The 20,168-nt window shown below is 59.7% G+C and carries 16 protein-coding genes; 10 read left to right on the top strand and 6 right to left on the bottom strand.

What is annotated here, in order from left to right; genetic code table 11:
• Positions 1-89: 89 nt before the first annotated feature.
• A complete protein-coding gene (locus SH664x_RS12330; RefSeq protein ID WP_437201320.1) occupies positions 90-1,070 on the bottom strand; it encodes an L-threonylcarbamoyladenylate synthase in 981 nt (326 codons plus the stop codon).
• A 366-nt stretch (positions 1,071-1,436) separates the two neighbouring features.
• Here SH664x_RS12330 and SH664x_RS12325 point away from each other — a divergent pair, with 366 nt between their 5' ends.
• A complete protein-coding gene (locus tag SH664x_RS12325; RefSeq protein WP_437201318.1) occupies positions 1,437-1,856 on the top strand; it encodes a hypothetical protein in 420 nt (139 codons plus the stop codon).
• Positions 1,857-1,858: 2 nt separating this feature from the next.
• Positions 1,859-2,848: a hypothetical protein gene (locus tag SH664x_RS12320; protein WP_437201316.1), complete on the top strand. Its 990-nt coding sequence runs from the start codon at positions 1,859-1,861 to the stop codon at positions 2,846-2,848.
• Positions 2,849-2,969: 121 nt separating this feature from the next.
• Here the strand turns inward: SH664x_RS12320 and SH664x_RS12315 are convergent, their stop codons facing one another.
• The 3 genes from SH664x_RS12315 to SH664x_RS12305 are packed head-to-tail and all read right to left on the bottom strand — an operon-like array spanning position 2,970 to position 6,879.
• Entirely contained in the window at positions 2,970-4,073 is a 1,104-nt protein-coding gene (locus tag SH664x_RS12315; RefSeq protein ID WP_437201315.1) for a prenyltransferase/squalene oxidase repeat-containing protein, read from the bottom strand.
• A 60-nt stretch (positions 4,074-4,133) separates the two neighbouring features.
• On the bottom strand, positions 4,134-6,362 hold the full coding sequence (locus tag SH664x_RS12310; RefSeq protein ID WP_437201314.1) for a peptidoglycan D,D-transpeptidase FtsI family protein: 2,229 nt from the start codon (positions 6,360-6,362) through the stop codon (positions 4,134-4,136).
• 10 nt (positions 6,363-6,372) lie between these two features.
• Complete coding sequence (locus SH664x_RS12305; protein ID WP_437201312.1) at positions 6,373-6,879, bottom strand: hypothetical protein; 507 nt, start codon at positions 6,877-6,879, stop codon at positions 6,373-6,375.
• Positions 6,880-7,062: 183 nt separating this feature from the next.
• Here SH664x_RS12305 and tilS point away from each other — a divergent pair, with 183 nt between their 5' ends.
• The 6 genes from tilS (at position 7,063) to SH664x_RS12275 (ending at position 14,897) form a co-directional block, all read left to right on the top strand.
• A complete protein-coding gene (gene tilS / locus SH664x_RS12300; RefSeq protein ID WP_437201310.1) occupies positions 7,063-8,097 on the top strand; it encodes a tRNA lysidine(34) synthetase TilS in 1,035 nt (344 codons plus the stop codon).
• Positions 8,098-8,320: 223 nt separating this feature from the next.
• On the top strand, positions 8,321-10,288 hold the full coding sequence (locus SH664x_RS12295) for a hypothetical protein (RefSeq protein WP_437201309.1): 1,968 nt from the start codon (positions 8,321-8,323) through the stop codon (positions 10,286-10,288).
• A 79-nt stretch (positions 10,289-10,367) separates the two neighbouring features.
• On the top strand, positions 10,368-11,513 hold the full coding sequence (locus SH664x_RS12290) for a hypothetical protein (RefSeq protein WP_437201307.1): 1,146 nt from the start codon (positions 10,368-10,370) through the stop codon (positions 11,511-11,513).
• Between the two features lie 241 nt (positions 11,514-11,754).
• Positions 11,755-13,542, top strand: a complete 1,788-nt coding sequence (locus SH664x_RS12285; protein ID WP_437201305.1) for an adenylate/guanylate cyclase domain-containing protein — start codon at positions 11,755-11,757, stop codon at positions 13,540-13,542.
• Positions 13,543-13,730: 188 nt separating this feature from the next.
• Positions 13,731-14,030, top strand: a complete 300-nt coding sequence (locus SH664x_RS12280; RefSeq protein WP_437201303.1) for a hypothetical protein — start codon at positions 13,731-13,733, stop codon at positions 14,028-14,030.
• A gap of 180 nt (positions 14,031-14,210) precedes the next feature.
• The gene (locus tag SH664x_RS12275; RefSeq protein WP_437201301.1) at positions 14,211-14,897 is read left to right on the top strand and encodes a thermonuclease family protein; all 687 of its coding nucleotides are present in this window, start codon (positions 14,211-14,213) and stop codon (positions 14,895-14,897) included.
• Positions 14,898-14,995: 98 nt separating this feature from the next.
• Here the strand turns inward: SH664x_RS12275 and SH664x_RS12270 are convergent, their stop codons facing one another.
• Both SH664x_RS12270 and SH664x_RS12265 read right to left on the bottom strand, forming a co-directional pair.
• Entirely contained in the window at positions 14,996-16,267 is a 1,272-nt protein-coding gene (locus SH664x_RS12270; protein ID WP_437201300.1) for a hypothetical protein, read from the bottom strand.
• Between the two features lie 130 nt (positions 16,268-16,397).
• Positions 16,398-16,970: a sugar O-acetyltransferase gene (locus SH664x_RS12265; RefSeq protein ID WP_437201298.1), complete on the bottom strand. Its 573-nt coding sequence runs from the start codon at positions 16,968-16,970 to the stop codon at positions 16,398-16,400.
• 455 nt (positions 16,971-17,425) lie between these two features.
• Here SH664x_RS12265 and SH664x_RS12260 point away from each other — a divergent pair, with 455 nt between their 5' ends.
• Both SH664x_RS12260 and SH664x_RS12255 read left to right on the top strand, forming a co-directional pair.
• Positions 17,426-18,202: an HpcH/HpaI aldolase family protein gene (locus tag SH664x_RS12260; protein ID WP_437201296.1), complete on the top strand. Its 777-nt coding sequence runs from the start codon at positions 17,426-17,428 to the stop codon at positions 18,200-18,202.
• Positions 18,203-18,458: 256 nt separating this feature from the next.
• Positions 18,459-20,165: a hypothetical protein gene (locus SH664x_RS12255; RefSeq protein ID WP_437201295.1), complete on the top strand. Its 1,707-nt coding sequence runs from the start codon at positions 18,459-18,461 to the stop codon at positions 20,163-20,165.
• Positions 20,166-20,168 lie beyond the last annotated feature (3 nt).

Genomic DNA, 20,168 nt, shown 5'->3' with positions numbered 1-20,168 from the left:
GATTGCCTGCCTCACGGGCGTCCAGACCAGTCACGAGCAGGCGGCTGATCTCCCTTGCCGCAGAGCAAGAGTGTCGCCGGTGGAAACGTTCACTCGCTGGCTTTCGGGACAGCCGCTCGACGGAGCCGGTCGTTCAGTGCCCGTCCCAGTTCGATATCAGGGAAAGGCTGCGCAACGATCGTCTGCACGGGGGCGGCTTCGAGTCGACGCAAGGCTGAGAAGAAATTCGCGGCCGCTTCGATCAGCGACCCCGAGGCCGAGAGCACTTCGACATGCCCGTACCGCTGGTGAGGGGGGAGCTCGCACAATGTCAGAATGCCGACTGACGAACCGTGTGGAGCGGCCTCCCAATCAGAGGTGATCACCAAAGGCTTTTCCGGGGCATAGTGTCTCGCCAGCATCCCGGGGGCGATCTGGGGACGGTTGTCAGAATGCGCATTTGAAGACACTCGCTCAATGGTGCCGACGACCGCTTCGATCGCTTCGCTGGTCAATCCGCCGGCCCGCAACAGGAGCGGAGGCAGCCCATCCCGCAACTGCAGAATGGTCGACTCAAGTCCGATGCTGCAGGAGCCCCCTTCGACCACCACATCGATGCGGTCCCCCAATTGCTGCAGAACGTGTTGTGCGGTGGTGGGGCTGATGCCTCCGAAGGGATTGGCGCTCGGGGCTGCCACGGGAATGCCAGCCCGTCGAATGAGGTCACGCGCCTGTGGATGACTCGGCACACGCACCGCGACGGTCGGCAGTCCGGCGGTCACGAGGTCGGAGACAATCGGCTGTTTGGGGAGCACCAGCGTCAGCGGTCCGGGCCAGAAGTGGTCAATGAGCAGCTGTGCCTGCGCAGAAACATCGGCAACGACCTGATCAATCTGATCCGCATCCGCCAGATGCACAATCAGCGGATCGAAATAGGGTCGCTGCTTGGCGGCGAAAATCCCGGCGACCGCCTGCGGATCGAGCGCATTGCCTCCCAATCCGTAGACCGTTTCCGTCGCAAACGCCACCAGTTTCCCGGTCCGCAGCTGCTCTGCAGCAAATTCGATGTCGGTGGTCAGCAGAGCGGGCAAGCGAGTTCATCCTGAGAGGCAAGGGAGTCCGTGCGGTCGACGGCGCGCAAGGGCAATCCGTCATTGTGGTCGATCCGGAGAAAACTGCCAGCGTTCCGCCTCGCGCACCGACGGTGCCCCCCTCATCGACGGAGTGTCGCCAGCCGGAGAGGCCATAGATTCCTCACAATCGGCGAGTCGAATCCGGCAGACGGCTCTGATTTTTTCCGCTCTCTCACCATGGAAGGGCGTATGGTTTCGCAGCAGTCCCGCTGCCGCGAGCTACGGGAGCGCAGTGCTCAACGTCGCCCTGAATGTGCATGCTTGGGCAGGTCATCGAGACCTGCCGCGCGGCGTGAACGGGCAGCTCTTTAGCATCAGACTCGAATGTCTCTCGAACCCCGACGATTCGTGTTCATGTGCCTCAGTCAGGCGGCCTGTCTCGCGCTGGGGCTGTGGATACGTGGACACCTGCTGTCAGCTTTGCTGGAAGAAGGTGACGCCGCCGGTTCAGTGTCCATGCGGATTGCGGAGGTGCTGCTGTTCCTCTGGACGATCGGGTTGCAGACGGCCGCCGCCTGGGTGGTGTTGTCGGCAGCCGCTTCCTCCGTTGGAGATCAGTTGGGAACGCAAGCCTCGCTGCCGAAACTCTACGAGATTGTCAAATGCGATCAACGGTCCGTGCCTTCGATCGTCCCCGATTGGCCGACCATTGCACACCGAACGACGGGCGGGACGTCTGATGAGAGCGACGTCAAATCATCCGACTGGGAAGGAAACCCCGCGCAGCTGAGGACAGGACTGTGACCATGCCCGCACTGAATCCAGCGATCGATTCGCGAGCGGAATTCCGTCTGGAATTGCTGCTGGTATTGATCACGCTCGCCTTGACCTGCGTCCTCTCTGCCATTGAGAGCTCACAGTATGTGATTCTGAACCTCTTTTTTCTGCCGGTGATTGTCGCCGCCTTGTCGCTGGGACGATACCGGGCGGGGGTGCTGGCGCTCCTGTCTGTCGTGCTGGTCACACTGGTCATCATGCATGACCTCGAAGGCTTCGCGTTTGGTCACAGTCCGTTGGCGGTGGCACTCTGCGTGATGGTCTGGGGTGCCGTCCTCGGGCTGACTGCGATTCTCGCCGGGACGATGAGCGACGACCGTGCGGCCCGCACCGCGGATGCAGCGGAGGCACAGATCAGCATGGTCGAGGTTCTGAAGCACTATCTGCAGGGAACTGATTCCGATGCCCGGCAACGGTCGCGGCAGGTTGATCGGCTGGCGCGAAAGGTGGCCCAGCGCCTGCAGTTGCCCGAACGTGAAATTGAGAACATGCGGCGGGCTGCGCTGCTGATGGAACTCGAACATCTCGACATCACCGCGCGGGTCGTTCGCCGGACACTCGACCAGTACCACGCTATCCTCTCTGGGGAGCATCAACCGCTGAATGCCGTTACGGCCGAACTGGAAGATACGTTGGCAGCGACTCTGAACAAATCGCAGTCGTCGCAGCAGGACGCCGTCGCGGGTGACGCGGCCCAGTCCGGAGAAGCAGCCTGCATCGGCACACGAATCCTGTCGACGGTTCGCCGGTATGTGGAACTGCGGACCGCGAGTTCCGCGACCCGTGGGCTCTCTGCGGAGGAGGCTCTGCAAGTACTTCACCACGAACAGGAGCAGGGTCTGCATGATCCCGGCGTGCTGTATCTGGTGGAAGAGGTGATTCGGGCGCAGAGCAGCGGCGGCTTCAGCGAGCTGCTGGAAGAACTCGGGTATTCCCGGTCGAGTGTTATCACCGCTTAGAGCAGGTTGCTCTGCCCTGAGCCCGCGCAGCAAGCGTTTCGTGTGTCCGACATCCAACGAAAAAACACGAGCGGACAGCCGTTGTCCACTCGTGTTCGATCTGTTCCAACGACCGCAGCCCTTATTTCTCAGACTTGCAGTTCTTCAGCGCGAGCAGCGAATACGCGGTGACAAGATTCGGATCTCCCTCGTACCAGCGCGGGGTCTCGTTGACCCAGCTGCCGTTTTCCTTCTGGAGACTGATCAGCTTGTGCGCCAGTTCCTGTCGCCAGTCATGCTTCTTTCCGTCGGCATCGGCGAACTGATCTTCACCGACGACATCGAGTGCCTTGGAAAATGTCTGGTAGTAATAATAGAGACCGGTCTGACCCAGTCCGGGATTATCTTCCACCGTATAAAACTTACGGATCCAATCTTCCGCAGCCTTCACGCGACGATCGTCGCTGGTGAGTCCGGCATAGATCATGCTTTTCAGCCCGGCATAAGTCATGCTGCCGTACGAGCGCAGTCCGCCATCCGGATTGTTGCCGGCGACAGACGATCCGCCGCTGGCCGGGGTGTAATAGAACCCGCCATCATCGACGAGACCGGCAAACGGTGTCTCATTCCCTGCCCCTTTCAGGTTCTGGCAGCGGGAGACAAACAGCAACGCATTCTGCATCGCGGGATCGGAAGCGGGGACACCGGCGCTGCGGAGCGCTTCCATAAAGAATGCGGTGTTCGACAGGTCCGGACGCTGCGAACGGCCGTATCCGGCTCCTCCGTATGCGGGGTTCGAGCGTTCTCCCGCTTCTTCATCGTCCCATTGAATTTTCTTCAGAAAGTTGACGGCTTGATCAATCTGCTTCTGGTAACGGCCATCGGCGTTGGCGGACGTCAATGCCATAACGACGACCGCTGTTTCGTAATTCTTGTGTGACGATTCGGCATCGTAGATCCCACCATCAGGCTGGATTTTCGATTCCAGAAACTTCAGCGCCTTGGCGACTGCGGGGTCTGAAGGAGGGAGACCGGCTGACAGCAGGGACTGCGTCACGATGGCCGTGATGCCGACGCTCGTCGGAGAGGTCCAGCTGCCATCGTCTGACTGGCTGGTTTTGAGAAAGCCGATTCCCTTGTCAACGGACTTCTGCAGTTGTTGAGGATCGGGGCCGGCGGCCAGCAGCTGCTGCGCCAGGGCGGCGAACAAACTGGCAATCAAGAGAGGGGAGAGGAGTGCGCGCATAGGTTTCTCGCTTGGAAACGGTCCGCTGGCGTCGACACAACATAGGTCGGCACCACGTTGTCAGGTGTCTCCCAACACCACCGGCAACGGTCGAAATGTTGACGCGTCCACTGATTCGATCACAGGGGAAGTGTCTTCGGATTGCGGCTGCGAGTCAACCGGGGGACGTCCGGGAGCAGCCGAATCACGCAGGTCGACCGGCGGACGCAAGGCGCCATAGCCCAGCATCTCCGTCACAAACTCGCGCACGATCGGCGCCGCAGCGAGGTCCCCTTCTCCGCCATGTTCGAGCACGACCACAAATGCAATCCGGGGAGCATCGGCGGGAGCAAAGCCGGCCATCCAGGCGTGTGTCGGGCGATCGGCGGCCTGTACGGTCGCTGTCTTGCCGGCCATGCGCAGCATCTCGACCTGTGCAGATCGTCCGGACCCCCGCTGACTGTGAACGACATTCTCCAGTCCCCGACGGATGGTGGTGAGTGTGCTGGGATGCAGCCCTTCGATCTTCTGGAAGCGTGGGGCTGCCGCATCTTCCGTGGTCTCGACTGTCACACGAGGGGTGACGAGGTAACCACCGTTGGCTAATGCCGCCATCATTCGCACGACCTGCAACGGGGTGACCGAAAGGGCTCCCTGTCCGATCGCCAGTTGCAGGGCAGACCCTGCTGACAGCGTTCTCTCACTGGCCGTCGCAGTCGGATTCGGTAGATTCCCTCCGCTTTCTCCCGGGAGATCGATGCCGGTTTTCTGTCCGAAGCCGAAACGGCTCGCCCAATCAGAGATCGGTTGCGGTCCCATGCGTCGTGCCGCTTCGAAGAAGAAGACATTGCACGACGAACCGAGCGCCTCATCCATCCGCAGCGGACCGTGCCCATAGCCGGTGAGGGGAAAAATCGCGCAGCGGTGCTGATCGGGCCGATCCAGATAACCGCGGCAGGAGATGACGTCGTCGGGGGTGAGCACTCCGCTTTCCAGTGCTGCCACCGCGGTGATCAGGGTGAAGAGCGATCCGGCCGGGAGGGCCATCTGGGTCGCCCGGGGAAACAGCGGTCGGCGCGGATCGTTCAGAAGTCTTTGCCATTGCTCTGTTGTGGGGCGCACAATAATCGGCAATTCGGGGCGCGGTGCCGTGGCCATGGTCAGCACATCGCCGCTCCAGACATCGATGGCAATCAGGCAGGCTCCGAGCGGAACCGGTTGTCCGGGGTCTGGCGGGCTGAGAGCCTGATCCAGCAACTGCTCAGCTGTCCGCTGCAACCGGGAATCGATCGTGAGGGTGACATCCTGTCCGTCGCGGGGCTGTGACCGATCTTCGCTGTCGATGCGGTTTCCGCGGCGGTCTTCACGATGAACTTTGACTCCTGGCGTACCCCGCAACAATCGGTCGTGCGAGCGCTCGACCCCCGACTCGGCAATCCGGTTCCGCAATGCCTCACCGGATGTCTGATGGGGAGGGGTCTTGCGGACGCCGATGACATGGGCCGCCAGAGAACTCTGCGGATAGGCGCGCGTGCTGGCCGATTCCACATGCACTCCGGGAAATTTCGCTGGCTGCGAATGAATGGCGGCGACGACATCGAACGGCACGTTCCGCAACAGGACATGACTTTGAAGTTCTTCACGCAGCACGACGGGATCGTCGTAAATGCGATCCGGGGGAGTCATCAGCTCATCGCGGAAGAGTCTGGCGAGCCCGGTGAGGCCGGACGACCAGTCGAAGTTGGAGGACTGCCGGGCGGCTTTTCGATCCGCCCGGTTCTTTTCAACGGCTTGCACCATCGCCTCGACCCGTTTCTGGACGTCGGCCGCCCGAGCCGTGATTTCCTCTGCCGACAGTCCGGAGATCTCGGCCAGCTGCTGGATCAGCCGTTCCCGCTCGGCTGCAAGCTCTTCTTCGACCTCCGCTCGTCGAGCCGGGTCCCGACGGGCTTCGCGGCTCAACCGCTGCCAGATCTGTTTTTTCAACCAGCCACGATCGGGAGGCGTCTCCAGCCAACGATAGTCGACGCGCACGTCATACCGAGTTTCATCCTGAGCGAGGACGATTCCGTCGCGTGACAGAATCCGTCCGTCACGGACGGAAGTGACCTCTTCTTCAAAACGGAATTCGCGCCAGGGCCTCAGAAATCGATCCGCGATGGCGTATTGGATGTGGGCGACACGCAGTCCAATCACCGCAAAACAACTGAGGACAAAAAACGTCAACAGCAGAAGCCGCTTGCGGGGGTCGATGGCCGCTTCGCCGATCTGTGGCGAGTCTTCAAATTGTGCGAACGGCTGATTGCGCATGGTCAACCGGTCACCACGAGTTTCGGGAAGCCGCCGCAGCCCGACGGGCAGAAGGGAGCGACATCAACACCGCTCCCCCCATGCAGAGCAGAAATGTCGCCGCACTCTGCACAGCCGTGAGTGGGGCGAGTCGGGACAACGCTTCGGGATTCAGAATCGCGTCGGTGGCGAGTCGACAGCCGGTCAGCAGCACAAGCAGCAGCAGGCTGGCAAAGGCCCGATCCAGCAAGGACAGCCGTCGACCGTCTGGGTTTCTCAGGCAGGCCCAGACCAGACTGAGTGTGGCATAGATCATCAGTCCCGTGCCGGGTGGGTTCTCGCGCACCAGGTCGTCGCAGAGTCCGGCGACACCTCCCCAGCAGACGCTCCAGCCCCCGGGGGTCAGCAGGCAGGCCATGATCCAGGCGAAGTCGAGGCAACGAGGGAGCCCGAGACGCGGTGACCAGGTCGGCAGACCAAGATCGAGGACCACGCCGCAGAAAATCAGAAATCCGGAAAGGAACAGGCGTCCTGCCATGATGTTGCACTCGGGCGATGCGTCGTTGTCAGATCGCCACGCGATCCCGGAGACACTCCGGGGCTGCACCATAGCGGGAAATGTAAAAATTACGCAATCCGTTTCCTCCGGGCAGGTTGGAGGAGGAACAGCGAGGCCGCGCATGATGGCGGATCAACGCCGAACGTGGAACAATCCGGATCTATGGTGACTCGGCAACTCAGTTCGTTTTTCGCCCGGCATGAGGTCGGTGGCGGTCGCATTCTCCTAGGGGTCTCAGGCGGGGTTGACAGCGTGGCGCTGCTGCGGGGAGTTGTCGAGGTCGCTGCCGAGCATCAACTCGCTCCCGTGGTGGCGCATTTCGACCATGCCCTGCGTAGGGATTCCCACGCAGACGCTGACTGGGTCCGTGAACTGTGTCGGCAGCTGGGGGTTCCCGTTCACGTTGAGCGATGGAATGGGCTGTCCCCGGGGAGTGGGTCGATTGAGGAGGTGGCGAGGGCTCGGCGGTATGGTTTTTTGGAGAGGGCAGCCGCTCAGGAGAAGTGTCGCTGGGTTGCGGTCGCCCACACTGCGGACGATCAGATTGAAACAGTGCTGCACCAGATTGTGAGGGGGAGTGGACTGCGGGGAGCATCCGGGATGGATGAAATTCGTCCGCTGGCGAGCGCAGCCGCTGCCGACAGAGTTCATGAGAGCCGCACAATTGAGGGAGGGGCCCCTGCTCCCTGTCTGCTGATTCGACCTTGTCTGAATCTTCGCCGTACCGACTTGCTGGACTTCCTGAACCGACTCGGCCAGGACTTTCGCGAAGATCCATCCAACCAAAGCGATCAGTTTACCCGCAACCGGATTCGGCACGATGTCTTGCCGCTGCTGCGAAGTGCGGTCCATCCGGGAGTGGATCAGGCTTTGCTGCGACTGGCTGCCCAGGCCCGTGATGCGCAGGAGACGCTGGAATCACTGGCGTCTGAGATCCTGAGCGCCGCATTGCTGGACCAACAGCCGGATGTGGTGCGGCTTGCAGTGCTTCCCTTTCAGGGGCGTCCGCGGGGGTTGATCCGCGAGGCGATCATGCTGTTGTGGAAGCAACAGAACTGGCCGCGACAGGCCTTCGGTTCTGCCCAGCTGGACCTGATTCAGCAAATGGTCCTCATCGGGAAACCACCCCGTGCGTCGTTCCCGGGTGGTGTACAAGCGACGTTGAGAAGTCAGTTACTCGAGTTGCGGCGCCAATGATCAAACGAGGCTGATGCCGTCGGGAGTGGGGTGCGCAAGGCCCTTCGCCGCCGGTGGTTAACAGTGCTCTTATTGCGTGACGTGCTCGTTGGTGAGCGGTCTGCAGCGGCAGTTTCTGCGCACAGAACGCTGCAGAATCGCGAATCCCGAGAATGCTCTGCTCGAAGAATCCGGAGACGGGGTATAAGCCGCTTCCCTCCGTCTTCGACACAGATGGTTCACAGTGAGTCGACGCGCCCCACATACTGGAGTCTCGCTGTTTCCGTTCCTCGACGTGCTCATGTGCACGATGGGAGCGTTGATTCTGCTATTGATCGTGACGGCCCGGAATATTCACCGGGGGAATCAGGAAGCAGTCAGTGCTTCGGTGGCCATCGCCTCGATCGTGCCGCTGCCGGTCACACCGGCCCCCGCCACTGCTCCGACTCCTCCTCCGCCCCCTCAAGTCGATCGCTCAGAATTGGAAGCGCGGCGGCTGGCGCATCAGGCTCTGCTCGCGGAACGGCAACGGGCCTGGGAAGAACGCCAGCGGGAAATCGAATCACAGCGTTCGAAGTGGACCGATGCAGTCAATGCGTTGCGCGAAGAACAGCGGCAACTGGCGCTGAAGCTGCAGCAATTGCGCGACCGTTTAGCAGAGGAAACGAGTGCTCAAACGGGGACGATCACCAAACAGCAGGAATTGACCGCTCTCATTCAGGCTGCGGAGCAGCAGCAGAAAGAACTGGCTGAGACTGACGCGAAACTCCAGCAGCAACTGCAGGAACTGGACCAGCGGCGACTGATTCTCAATCGGGAACTGGAGACGAAACAGGTTCAGCAATCGCAGCGGAAACCTCGCTTTGAGATCGTCGCCTACGACGGTGCCTCGGGGACTTCGCGTCGACCGATCCTCGTGGAATGTCGTGCGGATGGTCTGACGTTCGCCGCGGAACGCATTTCTCTCACGGCAAAAGATCTGGTCGGCTTTACGCCGGAGATCAATCCGCTGAAAGATGGTTCCGAGGCGCTCATCGCTTATTGGACCACGAAGGACGGAAAGTCAGCCAAGGACAAGACCGGCCCCTACCTGTTGCTGATCGTGCGACCGGGTGGGACTGTCGGTTTCTATGTCGCTCGCAAGCTGTTGGAAAAAATGGACTACGAATTCGGGTATGAACTGGTTTATGCGGATGAAGAAATCCGCTGGCCGGAGCCTGATCCCGAGGCGGTGCGGGTTTGCGAAGAGGCGGTCAGAAAGTCGTATGCCACCCGCGAGACGCTGGCGCCGATTCGGGGCCGCAGCCTGCTGTCCAACGAGGTCAAACTCGTCGGCGAAGATGGAAATTTCCATTTGCCGGAAATCGATGAACTGCGAGCCACACCCGATGCCAGCTTCAATCGCCGCTCCCAGGCGACGTTCACTCCTCCGAAGAGGGACCTCCCCGCCAGTCTGGGTGGAGGCAGACCGCTGCCTACAAATGTTCCTCCCCGTTCCACTGCCAGTGGACTGGGCGGAAATGGATTCCCTGCAGGCGATCCTGTGGCTCGTGAAGGGGGAATGTCCCCCGCCGGTTCTGCGGCAGCTCCCGGTCGGGGCCCCGATGGTTCCTCCAATTCCGAACCGAATCGGTTTCCGCTGGGGAGTCTGAATCCCGGTTCCGCAGCGGGGATGCCGCGCGAGTTGGGGCAATCGGCACCTGAAGAATCACAACCCGGCAGCCCCAGTTATGTTCAGAATGCCAAGCCACTGCCGCGCATGTTTCCGGGAGAAACCGTTCGGCAGATGCCGCGTGAACAGGGCGCGTTTCCCGATGGCCCGACTCCCCTTCCCGCACGCTCTGCCGGCGGCCGTGGCGGGAAATGGACGGAAGATGGAGGCGAGCGTAAGAAGTGGGGCGAAACCCGTCCGAACGGAGCTATCGGAATTGAACGTGAAATCAAAATGCATCTCTACGCAGACCGCATGGAGATTCACGATGGCCCCACCGCCATCATTCCCGCCGATGCCGGTCGGCCGGAGTTTCAGGCGGCCATGTCTGAATTGCTGCAGCGGCATGCCCTCGGCTGGGGCCGACCGCCTGACAGTTTCTTCTGGCGGCCGGTGCTGAAAGTCGTCATCCATCCCGGTGGAAATCAACATTACCCCCGCATGAAAGAACTGGTGGACCACTGGGGCCTGAACACCACGACAGAACAGTCGATCGAATAGAGACCTTTGAAACACTCCCCGCATCGACGCCATCCCTCCTTCCTGAGTCAGCCCCCACAGAGCCGTCAAAGAATCTGCCATGTCCCGGAAGCATCGCGGTGAAATGGAATTCGGCTCCGACTCCTTTCTGGACGTCGTGGCCAACATCGTGGGGATTCTGATCGTGCTCGTGGTCTGTGCGGGGATTCGTGCGGAACAGGGGCCCGCCCCCGAAGTCGTGGCGGTGATGACGGAACAGGTCCTGGAGAAGCAGGCCAGCGCCCCGGCGCCGGTCGTGATGAGACCTGCAGCTGAGCCGGCTCAGGCTGTCGACAAACCGATCATTCCGGACGTTCCCGAGATCCCTGAAGAGCTTCCGGAGCTTCCACCGCTGCCGACCAGTGAACCGCCGCGCGTGCTGGTGGAAGAGGCGGAAAAGCTGCGACGACAGAATGAGGAGCTGGCCGCACAGTTGTTGCTGCTGGAACAGCAGTCGCAACAGGTCAGCCAGGCGCACGCGACAGAGAGCCGAAGCGTTGAAGAGCTGAAGCAGCGTATCTCTGAGAAGGTCCAGTTGCTGAAATCGATGCGGGCCCGATTGCGGACCGCGGCGGCGACAGCGGAGACGCGCGAGGGTGAACTCGTCCGGATTCAACGTGCCATCGACGAGACCGAGAACGAACCAGGACCGACCGAGAAGCTCACGCATCGACTTCCTCCCATTGGCCGCGTGGTCACGGGTAACGAAGTGCACTTCCGTGTGGAGAAAAACCGCGTGTCCCATGTTCCGGTCAAGGAACTGGCGGAAGATGTCTCTCGCGATATCGAACGCCGCAAGGAAATCCTGCTGACACGTCCCTTCTTTCAGGGGTCGACTTCACCTGTGAAAGGCTACTCGATGGAGTATGTCCTGCAACGGATGCCGATGTCGTTCGCCGATGAAATGCGGCACGGCCGAGGCATGGTGCGGATCGGAGTTTCCGGCTGGGTCATCAAGCCGGAACGGAATGTGGTCACTGAGAGCGTTGAGGAAGCCCTTGCCCCCGGTTCCCGCTTTCAGGCAGCGCTGCTGTCCGAAGGACCGACTGCCACGGTGACATTCTGGGTTTATCCCGACAGTTTTGAAGCCCACCGCCAATTGAAAAACGCCGTGCACGATGCCGGACTCTGGGTCGCTTCCCGCCCACTCCCGGAGGGAATTCCGATCGCCGGATCGCCGGACGGTTCCAAGTCGATGGCCCAGTGAGCCCCGTCGTTGCGAGGGTCCGGAGCTGGGAACCGAAATCTCTGTGACGACTTTTGCCGGATCAACCGGGCCGAATCGGTGAAGCCTGTCCGCGCAGCCCCCGGGAAATTTCCGGCTGCAGGAAACTCCTGAGAAGTTCGAATCGTCGCGCTGGGGCATTCTGCCTATAATGCGGTTTTTCCAGCCAACACCATTCACCCCGTCTTGATTCAACGGGGATCGTACGGGTGCGAAAACATTCATGTGGCAGTTTCTCGCCGAAGGCCGCGATCCGCAGCAACGTGCCAAGCTGACGCTTGAAAGCGATCGCCAATATCGAGTCGGTCGCTCTCCGGAATGTGAAATTCCGGTCCCTTGGGAACAGTTTCTGTCGCGCCAGCATTTCACGGTGGCGATCAGCAAAGAGAGCGTGGAAGTCTGTCGGATTTCCCAGGGCCGAAATCCAATCTTCTTCGAAGGCGAACCCCGGGACCGCTTCACTCTGCAGGCGGGGCAACGCTTCGTTGTGGGGGAAACCAGCTTTCTGCTCCGCGAACTGCAGCCACTCTCTCCGCAGCTTGAAGCGCCGATTCAGGAATTCACCTTCTCACCCGGTGAGCTGGAAGGGGTAGAGTTTGAAGATGCGGACCGACGGCTGGAAGCGCTGGCCCGTCTCCCCGCCATCATCGGCACCTCATTGAGCGATGAGGAGAAGGCGGCACAACTGGCGGGGCTGATCCTTGCGGGAATCCGACATGCGGAAGCGGTGGCTGTGGTCTCCAGTGACCAGCGGGACGATGTGCAGGTGACGGCCTGGGTTCGGCGGAATGAAACGCACGGGCCATTCCGTCCCAGTGTCGGGCTGGTGCGGGATGCGATGCACCAATGGCGGACGATGCTGCATCTGTGGGAGAAGAGTCAGGATCAGCCCGATACGCTCACTTATACAGTTCCCGCCGAGTTTGATTGGGCGTTCTGCACACCGGTCGGAAAGTTTGCCGGGCAGAGCTGGGGGATCTATGTCGCCGGGAAACTGGATCAACCTCTCTCGGAATCTCATCCTCTGCGGAAGAACCTGCAGTCGGACGTGCGATTCACCCAGTTGATTGGTGACGTGCTGAGTTCCGCCGAGCGGATGAATCGGATGGAAGGACAGCTCTCAATTCTCCGCCAGTTTCTTTCACCTCCGATTTTGCATGCGCTGGAGCAGTCGAGTTCCCGGCCGGGAGAGTTGAATAGCGATCTGCTGCAGCCAAAGGTTTGCGATGTCACGGTTCTGTTCTGCGACCTGCGCGGGTTCAGCCAGCGCGCGGAGGAATCGATCGGAGATCTGCAGGGGCTGTTGTCCCGGGTCAATGCCGCGCTCGAGGTGATGACCCGCGCGATCCTCGAGCATGGAGGAGTGACAGGGGACTTTCTGGGAGATGCCGTGCTGGGCTTCTGGGGGTGGCCCTTCTCTTCTGAAGATGCGCCGCTGAAGGCCTGCCGTGCTGCGCTCGATATCCGCAGACAGTTCACGAAGATGCATTCGTCAAAGAAGCATCCGCTGGCTGACTTTCGGGTTGGTGTCGGTGTGGCTCACGGTCGCGCGATTGCGGGAAAAATCGGAACGGGAGGACGCGTGACGGTGACTGTGTTCGGTCCCGTGGTCAATCTCTCGAGTCGACTGGAAGGGATGACCAAGCGGTTGCGGGTGCCGGTCATTCTTGATGAGGCGACCGCCCGCATTGCCAAAGCGGGGCTCTCGGCCGACGAAGGTCGCGTCCGTCAACTCGCCACGGTGCAGCCTTACGGGTTGGATACTCCGCTGACCGTGAGTGAGCTGGTTCCGCCGTTTGGCGAATACTCAGATCTCAACGATGATCAGCTCGCCACGTTTGAACGGGGTGTGGACGAATTCCGCGCCGGGCGCTGGGAAGAAGCCTATCGTGCCTTCCACGAAGTGCCGTCGAGTGATCATGCACAGGACTTCCTGCTGTCCCTGATCACGCAGCACAACCGGTTGGCTCCTGCCGGTTGGCGGGGCGTGATCGAACTGCCTGGCAAATAAAAAATCAAGCGTGGGCAGCGCATTTTTTCCCTTCCAAAAATCATCGAAATGTCACTTCCGCGATCCGGTTGTTTGTGCTTAAATCGAACGCTTCGGCAGCGGTCGCAACATCATTCGATGTGCTGCCGGCAACTTAGAAACTCCGGCGATTCGCCGTGGGAAGTGTTTGAAAAAAGGCTTTCAGAAATATGATCCACTACACGTGTGATCTGTGCGGACGATCCATTCGGGAACAGCGATACACAGCCAAAATCGAAGTGGCTGCCATGTTCGATCCGGAAGAACTGACGGAAGAAGATCTCAGCGCAGACCATCTGGAGCAGATTGCTGAAACGATTGCCGAAATGGAGTCGACCGGCGATTTTGAACTCGAAGACACCGGCCCCAAAACCTTTCAGTTCGATCTCTGTGCCAGTTGCTGCAAGAGTTTCGTGAAGTCGCCGCTGGGACCAGTGAAACCCTCTCGTTTGAAATACAGCAAGAACTGACAGTCTGTGCCGCACAGGACTTTGCGCCTGGCTGCAGCGGGAATGGCCCGAAGTCGAGCAGATCGCTGTTTCCAGTCCCGTCGTCAGCGTTTCCTAAGATGCTGACTCCCGCGTCGCGGGACGGTGAAGCAGAAGTCAAACCGCTCTCTGGTACGAACGGAAAGGAATCGAGTCGCTGTCATGTCGACCCGCCTTCCCGTTCAGGGCTCATCACGGATCCGACGTACACCTGCCAACTCGTGGGTGTTGCTCGTCATTGTGGTCCTGGTGATTGCCAACCAATATTTCAACCCGCAGAATCCAAAGCCGGCCACTGCTCCCCCTCGTTCTCCGGCCCCACATTCTGCGCCCGCAGCACCTCCGCCTGCGACTTCTCCGACAGCCTCCACACCCAGTTCGTCTTCACCTAAAGCTTCTTCGCCAACTGCGGAAAAGCCCCGACAGGCGGAGCCGGAGTCGATCACGCTGCGCGTCAGGCGCGTGGTGGATGGTGATACGCTGTTGATGGAAAATGGTGAGCGGGTCCGATTACTGGGGATTGACACCCCGGAGACCAAGAAAGAGGGGGTGCCCGTTCAACCCTTCGGACCGGAAGCCCATCTCTTCACGCAGCGCATGGTGGAAGGGAAAGAGGTTCGGCTCGAATTTGATCGCGAGCGATATGACCAGTATCACCGAACGCTGGCATTCGTGCATATCGATGGTCTGCTGCTGAATGAGGAAATCATCCGCAACGGATTGAGTGAGGCGGAGACGCAGTATTCCTTTCGCAACGACTACAAGCGGCGGTTCATCAATGCCGAGAAAGAGGCTCGGGTCAAGGGGCTGGGGATCTGGTCGATGCGAAACAACCGCCAGCAGAAGTAGAGGGGCTTGCTCTTTCCAGTCCCCGCGCAGCCGGCGTTTCGTCTGGTCAAATGCCGACATCCGCTTGGCGTGGGCGGAGCGATCCAGAGGCAAATGCTCTACGACTGCAGAATCGAGGAGACATCCAGCAGGTACAGCTGCCGGCCCTGTCCCCCGTGCGGCGAGTCGATGGTGACAAGCCGACCATCGTTGCTGGAACGAGGGTGGGTGTCGCAGCGCCATTCTCCTGAGTATTCAATCGGCAAGTAGAATTCGCCGAGATTGAAACGCTGGTTTGTCGATTCGCGATAAAGGTACGGGACCTGGTTTCGTTGTCGATTCGGGTAGGTATCGCAGAGGATCCAGCCCGGATGCTCGGGAACGTCGGTGTTGTGCCCATCTCTGACCATGACATCCGCTCCGATGAGCTTTGCCTCGCTGGTGCGGGCGTTCACGACATAGAATCCGGCAGGTCTGTCGTACGGCTTCGTCCACATACAGAGATGATCCGGATCGCGCCAAACGAAATGTGAGATCAAACCGGTGAGGTGCAGCGCCGAGACGTCGCTTCCATCAACATTCCCGACGAACATGCGGGTATTCCACTTCTTTTTCATGCTGGGACCGTTGGTCTCGGGATCGTTCTCCCGCCAGCGGTTGAGCACGACAAAGCGTTTGGAATCCGGGCTGACCAGCAGGTGATTGAATTTGTGCCAGTAGTCCGACACATCTTCCCCCTCAAAGGGGATGTTCGCCGCATCGCGCAGTGAGAGGACGAGTTTCTGCTCGCCCGTTTCCATGTCGACATGGAAGACTCCCGAATCTTTCGGCGCCCTTTCATTGAGATACTTTTCCGTCACGCCGGCGTAGCCGTAGCCGGGACGATGTCGCTGAATTCTCGCAAAGTCTGCCGTGACAGCGAACGATCCATCCGGGCTCAACGCATAGATCGGCGTGGGAAGGGTTCGCATTTTTCGAGTCTGCACATCCAGAATCCGGCAGACAAAGTGGTCGCCTTCCCGATCATTCCAGACCACTTCGCTTGCATGGGCAGGCCGCCATTGCAGCATGCAGCCCTGCTGCCAGCCCCAGGCATTGCTCTGCCCGAGTTCGATCCAGCGGTCATTGTCTTCCAGGTCCACCATCCCGACGTTGATGACATCGGCAGCGGTCGGAGTGCGGTGTTCGAATTCGACCTCATTGCTCAGAACGTACCGGTTCGTCGGGTCGAACTGCAGCTTGTCGTAGTACCCGAACCAGTGGAATTTGGGACCCCGGGTAATCGCCCGCACCGGAAGGGATGGTGATTCCGCTGCCTGCAGACGACCGGAAAATCCGGCAGCGACTCCCAGCAAACTGGCCTGCAGCATCGAGCGACGACTCAGCTTCATTCCCGCACCTCCCCTTTTCGGCATTCCTCACTTGCGTTCATCGGCAAGTATACAGTTCGTGACGAATGAAAATCACCGCTTCGCGCCAATTTTGTGATTTCGCGATTCGACCGCGACCTGTCGAAGAAGGTCACAGCCGGTCACTCTCAGGTTCAATATCGCGGAGCACACGGCAGGGATTTCCCACAGCGACGACGCCGGCTGGAATCGATTTCGTGACAACGCTGCCCGCGCCGATGATTGTCTTTTCGCCGATCGTGACACCGGGACAAATGATCGCTCCTCCTCCGATCCAGACATCAGGACCGATGTGGACCGGCTTGCCAAACTCGAGTGACCGTCGAAGTTCTGCATCTTGAGGATGCGCTGCGGTATAGATCTGAACTGCCGGTCCCAGCAGTGTGAAGTCGCCGATGCGGACTTCGCAGACATCCAGCACCACGCAGTTGAAGTTGAAGAAGACCCTTTCGCCGAGAAGGATATTCGTTCCGTAATCACAATAGAACGGTGGTTGCAGCAAGACCGATTCTCCCCCGCTCCCAAAAAGCTGCTTCAGGGCGGTTCGCTGTGCTGCCGAATCCTGAGTCAGACTGGCATTGAGTTCCTGGCAAAGTCGCCGTGCCCGTTCTCGTCTCCGTTCAAGTTCGGGATCAAAAGGATCATATAAGCTCCCCGCGCGCATTTTTTCGAACTCGGACATCATCAATGGACCTTGCTAAGAACAGAAGCCGCATCCGCATCGCGTCAAGTTGCCGGAAGTGCCTGCCTTCATTTCACACTCGGCAACCCGAGAATCTGACGTGGGGGAACAGCTGCCGGGCAGGTGGCTTTCCTCCTGAACCGATCAGGAAACGCTGCAATCAGGGAGCCGGATGGGGCGCATTGCGGAAGCTGTCAGAAGCTGGCACATTGTGAGCAGCTCTGTTCGTGTCACTCAAGTTTAAGGGCTTGATCACAATGAGTGCACCTGTACCCCATCGAGGGCATCTGCTGGTGGTGCTGTGCAGCGGCGAACGGGCGCAGCCCGTGGTCTCCGTGCAGGCGAACCCGAGACAAGGGACTTGAGTAGTCAAAAGCCCGATTGCCTGCCAGACTGAACGCGATGGTTTCAAGAGTCGTCGGTGACAGATCAGGACCTCAATGAGTTGAAGAGATACGATGATCGAACGCACGTTAAAGCAGCGATTGGCGGCCGGGGAACGGGTGAATGTCTTCGCGATCGGGCGGGCGTATCATCCGACCCAGCTTGAGATGTACGCCATTCATGGCGGGTTTCACGGGTTTTGGATCGATCACGAACACTCCGGCTTTCCGACGCAGGAAATCGAGGCGGCAGCGACAGCCGGCCGGGCAGCTGGACTCGACAGCTTTGTCCGCATGGCACCTGTCGACTACGCCAGTGTCACCCGCGCTCTGGAATCGGGCGCCGGGGGAGTGATGGCCGCCCAGATCAATACCGCTGTGGAAGCGGACCAGTTTGTCCGCTGGAGCAAGTTCGCCCCGCGCGGCAACCGGGGGGTGAATGGCGGGGGCTATGATGGCCGCTACGGCAACCTGCCGATCGCTGACTTCTGTCGGCAGGCGAACGAAAACTCAATGGTCATTATTCAGATTGAAACCGCGCGCTCCGTGGAGCACGTGGAAGAGATCGTGGCTGTCGAGGGGGTGGATCTGCTGTTCATCGGGCCGGTGGACCTCAGTCAGGAACTGGGAGTGCCCGGCGAGTTCATGCATCCGAAGTGTGTGGCTGCGGTCAAACGGGTCGGTGAGGCCTGTCGCAAGCACGGCAAGACGTTTGGTGCTGTGGTCCAGGGAGTCGAGCACACAAAGATGATGGTCGATCATGGCTGCCGGATGATCTCCCCGACCAACGACGTGCGGACGTTCAACGCCGGGATTGCCAGCATCAAGAAGACCTACGCCGAATGGTTCTGAGGTTCGGAGACCATTTGGATTGACCGGTCATCGCGTTGTTGACGCGATCCGGAAGACAAAACGCATGGCATTACTTGCTGAAAACCTGTGGGGAAGGTAAACCGATCGTGGTGCCGTATTCCGCCGGACCTTGTTCCGGACGGACTCGGCAGGCGTCACGCACTGGGTTTTGCGCCCGAAATGCCGATGCGATGCGAGCCAACGCTGTCGTCAGGGATGCCAACAACAGAGTCAACCTCTTCGAAGGATGTCGAGTATGAGATTCGCAACAGTGTCACGCATCGCAGTCTGTCTGGTCAGCCTGACAGGACTGCTGACCGGGACGTTGACGGCCGCGGACCACGTTTCCGCCGACCGCCGACTGCCCGCGAATACGGTGCTGTACTTCAGTTGCCAGGATGTGCCGGTTTCAATCAAACAGTTTCACGAGACCACATTCGGCAAGCTGCTGGCCGACCCGGGCTTCGACAAGTTCAAGGAAGACTTCAAGGCCCGGGCGGAAGAGCAGGCCGGCGAAATTGAAGAGAAGCTCGGCGTCACCGTCGAGGATCTGCAGGCGCTGTTTGCCGGGGAAGCGACGTTCGCATTGATCCGGCCATCCAACGAACCGCTCGCGGGAGCGCTGTTCGTGGAAATCGGTGACAATGAAGACGTGCTCGCCAAGCTGTTGACAAACCTGGAAAAAAATATTCCCAACCGCAACATCGAGAAGGAAACCCAGACCCTGCAGGGAGTCGAGGTGACGATTCTCACCAATTCGGCTCAGAACTCCGGTGATCAGCAGCGGATTGCATTTTTCACCAAAGACAAGACGTTTGTCGCCAGTTCGAGTCTGAGTGTCCTGCGGGGCATCATTACACGCTGGACCGGCGATCAGCAGAAGTCTCTGGCAGATTCTCCGAACTACAAAGAGATCATGACGAAATGCCGGACTTCGGCCCGGACCAACGCGGTGTTCAGCTGGTATACCGATCCCGTTTCGCTGGCGGTGGCTGCCATGTCGATGGATCCGAATCTCCAGATGCCGGCTACGATTCTGAGCCAGAATCTCGATAAGGTGGGACTGGATCGGCTAAAGGCGATCGGGGGAGTGACGGAGTTCAACACTCCGCAATACGACACGGTGAACCGTACGATGATTGCGACCACCAAACCGGTGCAGGGGCTGCTGAAGGTCTTCCAGTTGCGGACGGTCAACCCGACCCCGCCTCAGTGGGTTCCCGATGAAGCGGCACAGTTTCTGACTCTCGATTGGGATGCTGCTTCTGCATTCGAAGCCATCGGAAGCATGTGGAATGCCATCCGGGGGAACTCGGGTGAGTTCGAAATGTTCAGCAAGAGCGTGCTCCAGCTGCCAGATGGGACCCCCGTTGACATCAAGGCGGACATCATCGACACGCTGACCGGCACCGCGCAGGGATATGTGGTTGCCGGTGATCCGGGAGACGAACTGAAGTCTTACGGAGTGCTGGCAATCGGCCTGACGAATGCCGAAAAAGGAGAGAAGTTCCTGAAAGCCCTGCTGGCAATGAAGGGGGAATACAAGACGGAAACCGCTGCTAATGCCACGCTGTACCTGCCGGTGAACGAAGAGCAGCCCTGGGCCACGGCGATTCAGGGGCAGACCCTGTTCCTGGCGCAGGATGTGGACATGTTGAAGGAAGCCCTGACCGGACATGCCAAGTCCCCCTTGGCGGGAGCTGAAGATTTTCAGCGATTCGCCAAGCTGCTTCCCGGGAATGTCTCGCTGCTGACATATCAAAATGCGTTCGAGCAGCTGCAGACCTATTACGATGCCCTGCGTGAAGGGGAATACGACAGCTTTGTGGAAGGCAAATTCGACTTTTCCGTCCTCCCGGATTTCAAGGATCTGGAAAAGTATTTCGGTCCCGCAGGGTCGTATATCGTGCCTGATGAGAATGGCGTTCTGCATGTCAGCTTCGGTCTGAAGCCTGCAGAATAGCCG

Source organism: Planctomicrobium aquicomposti, assembly GCF_051466325.1.
Classification (GTDB): Bacteria; Planctomycetota; Planctomycetia; order Planctomycetales; family Planctomycetaceae; genus Planctomicrobium.
This window is presented reverse-complemented; position numbering and strand designations above follow the sequence as displayed.

Bases quoted from the DNA above. Each gene is read 5' to 3' on its own strand.
- SH664x_RS12315 (WP_437201315.1), bottom strand. From the start codon at position 4,073: ATGCGCGCACTCCTCTCCCCTCTCTTGATTGCCAGTTTGTTCGCCGCC.
- SH664x_RS12265 (WP_437201298.1), bottom strand. From the start codon at position 16,970: ATGATGTCCGAGTTCGAAAAAATGCGCGCGGGGAGCTTATATGATCCT.
- SH664x_RS12255 (WP_437201295.1), top strand. From the start codon at position 18,459: ATGAGATTCGCAACAGTGTCACGCATCGCAGTCTGTCTGGTCAGCCTG.
- SH664x_RS12275 (WP_437201301.1), top strand. From the start codon at position 14,211: ATGTCGACCCGCCTTCCCGTTCAGGGCTCATCACGGATCCGACGTACA.
- SH664x_RS12270 (WP_437201300.1), bottom strand. From the start codon at position 16,267: ATGAAGCTGAGTCGTCGCTCGATGCTGCAGGCCAGTTTGCTGGGAGTC.
- tilS (WP_437201310.1), top strand. From the start codon at position 7,063: ATGGTGACTCGGCAACTCAGTTCGTTTTTCGCCCGGCATGAGGTCGGT.
- SH664x_RS12280 (WP_437201303.1), top strand. From the start codon at position 13,731: ATGATCCACTACACGTGTGATCTGTGCGGACGATCCATTCGGGAACAG.
- SH664x_RS12305 (WP_437201312.1), bottom strand. From the start codon at position 6,879: ATGGCAGGACGCCTGTTCCTTTCCGGATTTCTGATTTTCTGCGGCGTG.
- SH664x_RS12290 (WP_437201307.1), top strand. From the start codon at position 10,368: ATGTCCCGGAAGCATCGCGGTGAAATGGAATTCGGCTCCGACTCCTTT.
- SH664x_RS12310 (WP_437201314.1), bottom strand. From the start codon at position 6,362: ATGCGCAATCAGCCGTTCGCACAATTTGAAGACTCGCCACAGATCGGC.
- SH664x_RS12285 (WP_437201305.1), top strand. From the start codon at position 11,755: ATGTGGCAGTTTCTCGCCGAAGGCCGCGATCCGCAGCAACGTGCCAAG.
- SH664x_RS12260 (WP_437201296.1), top strand. From the start codon at position 17,426: ATGATCGAACGCACGTTAAAGCAGCGATTGGCGGCCGGGGAACGGGTG.
- SH664x_RS12320 (WP_437201316.1), top strand. From the start codon at position 1,859: ATGCCCGCACTGAATCCAGCGATCGATTCGCGAGCGGAATTCCGTCTG.
- SH664x_RS12325 (WP_437201318.1), top strand. From the start codon at position 1,437: ATGTCTCTCGAACCCCGACGATTCGTGTTCATGTGCCTCAGTCAGGCG.